This window comes from Paenibacillus sp. CCS19, assembly GCF_033239625.1.
Lineage (GTDB): Bacteria > Bacillota > Bacilli > Paenibacillales > Paenibacillaceae > Paenibacillus_T.
Window position 1 is genome coordinate 1 of the sequence record NZ_BTCK01000092.1, and the last position, 6220, is coordinate 6220.

The 6220-nt window shown below is 52.7% G+C and carries 4 protein-coding genes; all 4 read right to left on the reverse strand.

The annotated features are described in order from the left end of the window. On the reverse strand, positions 1–3420 hold a 3420-nt coding region (locus SBI19_RS29260), incomplete at its 3' end, for a beta strand repeat-containing protein (protein ID WP_317973060.1). A 364-nt stretch (positions 3421–3784) separates the two neighbouring features. Further along, the gene (locus SBI19_RS29265) at positions 3785–4063 is read right to left on the reverse strand and encodes an RNA-binding S4 domain-containing protein (RefSeq protein ID WP_317973061.1); all 279 of its coding nucleotides are present in this window, start codon (positions 4061–4063) and stop codon (positions 3785–3787) included. Positions 4064–4066: 3 nt separating this feature from the next. After that, positions 4067–4339: an HU family DNA-binding protein gene (locus tag SBI19_RS29270; RefSeq protein ID WP_006038139.1), complete on the reverse strand. Its 273-nt coding sequence runs from the start codon at positions 4337–4339 to the stop codon at positions 4067–4069. A 192-nt stretch (positions 4340–4531) separates the two neighbouring features. Then, positions 4532–6031: a bifunctional methyltransferase/pyrophosphohydrolase YabN gene (gene yabN / locus SBI19_RS29275; RefSeq protein WP_317973062.1), complete on the reverse strand. Its 1500-nt coding sequence runs from the start codon at positions 6029–6031 to the stop codon at positions 4532–4534. Between the last annotated feature and the right edge of the window lie 189 nt (positions 6032–6220).

Sequence of the window (6220 nt, forward strand, 5' to 3'; positions counted from 1 at the left end):
CTTGCTTCCGTCGCCCGTACTCAGCGTCCAGCCGCTCTTCGTTGCCGCGTAGGCTTCCCATGCACTCCATGTTGTTCCGTCGTTGGAGAAACGCATTTGTTGTGCGGTGTTGTCTGTGTTGGTTATCGTCAGCGTTACCGCTGTATCATTCGTTTCCGCTGCGCCTCCGTTAATGGAGACTGTTCCGACCGGTGCGGTCTTGTCCAGCGTGAACGTAACCGTGGTCGCGTTGCCTGCCGCATCCGTAACCGTCAGCGTATGGTCGCCTTCCGTCGTTACTTTGCTGCCGCTCGTGAATGCCGTGCCGCCGTCGAGATCGCCCGTTCCTTCATTGAACGTAATCATTAGATCGGCGTTGTTCAAGCTTCCGTCCACAACGCCTGAGATGACAGGCTTCACTGTGTCGAGCGTGATCGTGTCGCTGATCGGGAGTACATTGCCGACTGAATCTTTTAACTCAGCGTTGACGGTCTTCGTTCCGTCGCCAGCAGAAAGTGTCCAGCCGCTCTTCGTTGCAGCATACGGCTCCCATGTGCTCCATGCTCCCGATTCATTCTGGAACCGCATGGATACCGCTGTTGAATCAGGGTTCGCAATTTGTAGATCAACCGATGCAGCATTCACAGCCGCCTTGCCTGCTGCGATGTTCAAGCTGCCGTCAGGTGCCGCTGTATCGAGCACTATGCTGTCGCTCGCCTGCTTAACGTTGCCTGCAGCATCTTTCAGTTCGGCCTTTACAGTCTTGATGCCGTCACCTGTGCTGAGCACCCAGCCATTCTTTGTTGCTGAATAAGTTTCCCATGCACTCCAAGTAGAACCGTCGTTCGAGAATCGCATCTGTGCAGCGGAGCCATCTGGATTACTCAATGTCAGATCTACCGTCGCTGCACTTGTTTCTGCATCGCCGCCGTTAATGATTACGGTTCCATCTGGTGCCGTTAAATCCAGTGTGAAGTTTACCGTCGTTGTGTTGCCTACGGAATCTGTGACGATGAGCGTGTGCACACCTTCCGTCGTCACTTGACTCCCGCTAGCGAACACCGTGCCGCCATCAAGAATGCCCGTACCTTCGTTAAATGCAATCGTCAGCGCGGTGTTGTTTAAGCTGCCGTTCACAACACCGCTAATGACCGGCGCCATCGTATCAAGCACAATCGTGTCGCTGATTGTAACGACGTTGCCGGCCGCATCTTTCAGATGCGCGCTTACGGTCTTCGTGCCGTCGCCAGTGCTCAGCGTCCAACTCTTGGAAGCGTCATATGGCTCCCAGGCACTCCATGTAATGCCGTCGTTAGACAGCTGCATCTGCTGAGCCGTATTATCTGGATTGCTTATTGTCAGGGAAACGTTCGTCGAACTCGTACCCGTCGCATCGCCATTAATCGCGATCGATCCGCTCGGCGGGGTCTTATCGATTGTAAAATGAACGATCGTCTTATTGCCCGCCTCGTCTGTAACGGTCAGCGTATGTGCACCCTCCGTCGTCACTTTGCTGCCGCTGGCGAAGGCTGTACCGCCGTCGAGATCACCCGTTCCTTCATTGAACGCGATCGTTAGGTCAGCACCATACAAACCACCCTCTGTCACGCCTGTAACAATTGGTGCTGTGGTATCGAGCGTAATTGTATCGCTCACATCCGCTATGTTGCCTGCTTCATCCTTAAGCTGCGCATTGACCGTCTTCAAGCCGTCGCCTGAGGAGAGCACCCAACCGCTCTTAATCGATGCATATGGCTCCCAACCGCTCCATGCGCCGGACTCATTCCGAAACTGCATGGAGACTGCCGTTGCATCGGGATTGCCCACCTGAAGCTCCACGGATGCATAATTGATGGCGTTGCTGCCATTCTCAATGCTCAAGCTGCCGTTCGGAGGAGTGGTGTCGATCACAATAGTGTCACTCAAGTCTGTTGTGTTTCCTGCGGCATCCCGCAGCTTCATATATACCGTCTTCGTGCCGCTGCCCGATGGGAGAGTCACTGTCTTCGATGATGCGAACGGCTCCCATGCGCTCCATGTTGTGCCGTCATTGGAGAATTGCATCTCCATCGGCAACGCATCTGACGCTGTCATACCCAGCGTGACATTCGTCGACGACGTGAATGCAGCCCCACTGTTGATTGACAGCGTGCCTGCAGGCGCTGTTCGATCCAGCGTGATCGTCTTGGTGTACACAGGCGATTGAAGACCTAAGCTGTCGGTCAATCGGTAATACACCGTCTTCAATCCATCTGCAGGTGTCGTAAGATGATTGGTACTCGTAGCAAAAGGAATCGTGCCCCATGCCGAACCATCATTCGATACGCTCATCGTGAGCGGGTTGCTCTCCGGATCCGTTCCGGTCAACGTGAGCGACAACAATTGGTTATTGGTGTATAACGCACCGCCATTAATGGTGATCGATCCTGTCGGAGCTTCGTTGACATTGGATACGTTTATCGTGAAGTCTTTCGTGAAGAAGAGACCCTCGGAATCGGTAACCTGTACCTTAATGGAGTAGCTGTTCTTTGCTTCGTAATCGAATACAGCTTGGGTTCTCAGCGTGTCACCAGAAATTACAAACAATCCGTTGTCCGTTCCGCCCGCTGCCAAGCTGTACGTTAATGTACCGCCTTCAGCATCTGTTCCGGTAAACGTTCCCACCGTTGTGCCGATTGCCATATTCTCTGCTATGGTATTGGAGGACAGCGTAAGCGCTGTTGGTGCTGTATTGGCTGAGTAGAATAAATCGAGATGAGGACGCTTTGAAGAATCCGCATATGAATTATCGTAGATTAGGGCAAAAGCATCGGTAAGCACTCCGTTCTGCGTCACCGTGGCAGGAAGCTCCGCCTCAAGCGGTCCTTGCAAATAGAAGGTGATCTCTGTTGCAGTTGGATGCGCTGCCCGATAAGCCTTGAAATAAGAAGTGATGTCCAAGCGAACAAGCGTACTTGTCCTGAAAACGTCGGTGTAATATATACCCGCCGGCGTGAGCGTGTTTGAATCGATTACATGACTATCCCCGTCAGACCAATTCGTATCAGTAGATGTGAATAGCTTGAATCTCTTATTCCCAGCGGGTACATCTACGTCGTCGTTATACGACTTTACGAACATAACGAGCTCGACCTTCTCTATAACCTTGCTGGTATTTATCTTTGAAGAATCAATCGGATACTTCGCCGCGTAGAAGGAATCTCCGTAATTCTCGGATGTATCGCGGCCATAGCCGACGATATGCTCATAGGTGGGCACACCGGGATTATCGGTATATCCTGTTGAATAGTGTCCGTATTTGTCATATGACTTGTCCGCGGTCGGTGAGATCGGTGTCTCTGGAATAGGCGCTACCGCCGCATGGGCTTTTGGCACTACTAACATTGGCTGCACAACTGCGATTAACATGATAGCCAGCAGCCACCTTGCAAGATGTTTCATAAATACCCTCCTATTAACTAATATATGGAAATAAATGCATTCTGGATGTTTAGACCTACGGTGTGTTAAAACTTTTAAACTAGTAAAAAATGTCTACAATATATGCTAGCATATTATGTAAATCTTGAACATAACCGCTGTAGATTGTATCGGTTAGATATAAGAAAAAAGTGGTAGGAAAGGCCTGCATTCAATAAATATAATGAATGATTCTAACGTTAGGTAATAGGGCGGGCAGAGTATGGGGAGAAACGGGGCATTGCTCATATTCTGACGAAGCTGTGCCTCGCAATGCTAGGCCAGACAATAAAAAACCGCTCCGCAAGCCGGTTATGACACCGTGCTTGCGGAGCGGTTTCTACGTTTATGGCCAATCCGGCGATTCCGGTTGGCGTGTTTCTTCTTTTACCAAAGTATAGAGCGTGCCGGCTTCGTCCTTGCGGGTCGTCTCCGTCAGCCGTTCGACGCGAACGGTAACCAGCTTCGTCCCGTATTGGATCGTCAGCTCGTCTCCAAGCTTCACCGTACTGCTAGGCTTAGCCTCTCGGCCGTTCAGCCAGACGCGCCCCTGCTCGGATACGTCCTTCGCCACGGTGCGCCTCTTGATCAGCCTCGATACTTTGAGAAACTTATCTAAACGCATCTATTACTTGATTGCATCCTTCAGTTTGTTGCCGGCTTTGAATGCAGGGACTTTCGATTCAGCGATTTCGATTGGGTTGCCCGTTTGCGGGTTGCGACCCGTACGACCGGAACGCTTGCGCGTTTCGAACGTGCCGAAGCCGATCAGTTGTACTTTGTCGCCGCTAGCGAGTGCATCCGTAACTTCACCGAGGAAGCCGTTGAGAACTGCTTCTACGTCGCGTTTCGTCAGACCACTTTTTGTTGCAATGTTGTTAATCAAATCCGTCTTGTTCATTAGTAATGCCTCCTATAGTTCATGGGTTAGAATCATAGAAATGGCCCCGTACGTTAATACGTTTTCGGGTGATTTGCCGTTCGGCTTCCTAGTAATTCTGCCTAGTGCTAAAAAAATCCTGCTAAAAGATTAAAAAAATTTGCGAATTATGAAGAATGGCGCCGTAATATAGCGAATACGGGCGAATTACGCCTATTCTTCCGCCTTGGCTTCCTCCCAGAATCGGTCCATTTCTACTAAATCAGTCTGGTCAAAAGTTCGGCCTTCTATACGGAGCCGTTCCTCGATATACGCGAATCTGCGCATAAATTTTGCATTCGTACGCGCCAAAGCTTCCTCTGGATCAGCGTCTACGAACCGCGCGGCGTTGACGACGGCGAATAATAGATCGCCCAGCTCGCCGATTCGCTCGTCCGGCGTACCTTCGGCAGCGGCCTCGCGAAGCTCGCCGAGTTCCTCTTGGATCTTAGCCAGAACAGGCTCTAGATCGTCCCAATCGAAACCGACCTTCGCCGCCTTCTTCTGAATCTTGTAGGCGCGCATAAGCGCTGGCAGATCCTTCGGAATGCCGTCTAGCAGCGATTTGCGCTTTTCCGCCTCGCCAGTCCGCTTTTTCTCCTCCGCCTTCATCTGCTCCCAATTGCCAAGCGCCTCTTCGGCATTGCTCGCACCGCGGTCGCCGAATACATGCGGATGACGGAAGATCAGCTTCTCGTTCAACGTCTGGATCACATCATAGACGCTGAAGGAGCCAACTTCTTCTTCCATTTGGCTGTGCAGCATGACTTGCAGAATAACGTCGCCGAACTCTTCGCGCATGCCGTCCGGATCATCGTTATCAAGCGCCTCAAGCGCTTCGTACAACTCTTCGATGAAGTTCTTCCGAATCGATTGATGCGTCTGCTCGCGGTCCCAAGGACAACCTTCCGGACTGCGAAGAATCGCGACGATCTCATGCAGACGGTCGAACGATCGATTCTGCAGCGCTTCATCGTCTGAACGCGGAATATAGACGAGCGACAGGTTGCCGTAGCCGCTAATTCGATCGAGCTCATAGAGCGGAACGGTCACGATGGACTCTTCGCCGACAACGCCCAGCGCATGCCCGACGACAACTGGATGATCGTCTGGATAGCGCTCCATAAGCGTCAGCTTCAGGTCCGATGCCGTATATACATCGTATACTTGGCCGATGACGGTATGCAGCTTCGGCTGCAGCTGCGACGGTGTCAGATCCACTGCGTCAAGCAGTTGGAACCCTTCGATCGGGTCAAAGCCCAAACGCACGAATGCTTGATCCAAGAAGCTTTCGCCGCCGAGGATGTCGAGCTCGACGCCAGCATCGCTGCACCGCTCGCGAAGCAGCTGAACGGTCCGCTCCGCAACCATCGGGTGGCCGGGCACCGCGTACAGAATATCGGATGAGCTGTCCGCATGTGTTGCAAGCGAGATCAGTTCCGAGGCAATAGCCTCGTATACATCCGGGAAGCTATCATGCGCTTCATAGAAGCGGTCGAATGATTCATATCGGATGCCGTTCTCTTGGAGCAGGCTCATCATCGGGTGATGCTCAGTCCGAACGTATAGGCGAGAAGCGTTCTGCAGCCTGCGCCATACGCCAAGCGTCAATTGGTCCACATCGCCGGAGCCAAGCCCCACGACGGTTATTGCGGGTTTCTGTTGCAGCGTCATTGCTTCAACCTCCTCATCTTGCGGGCGCCGTGAATGCTAACGGCGCTGTTCTTCCGGCTGCGGCATCGGAATGAGCCGCAGCTTCGTTAACCGGGCGGCCAGCTTCTCGCCGCCCGGGAGCGCGCGCCATTCGCGCGCGCCAATGCCGCCGCTGCGCAGCAGCGCGGCGGCGGCATTGCCGCCCCCGAA

Excerpts from the sequence above, each read along its gene's own strand:
- SBI19_RS29265 (WP_317973061.1), bottom strand. The coding sequence starts at position 4,063 with ATGCGTTTAGATAAGTTTCTCAAAGTATCGAGGCTGATCAAGAGGCGC.
- SBI19_RS29270 (WP_006038139.1), bottom strand. The coding sequence starts at position 4,339 with ATGAACAAGACGGATTTGATTAACAACATTGCAACAAAAAGTGGTCTG.
- yabN (WP_317973062.1), bottom strand. The coding sequence starts at position 6,031 with ATGACGCTGCAACAGAAACCCGCAATAACCGTCGTGGGGCTTGGCTCC.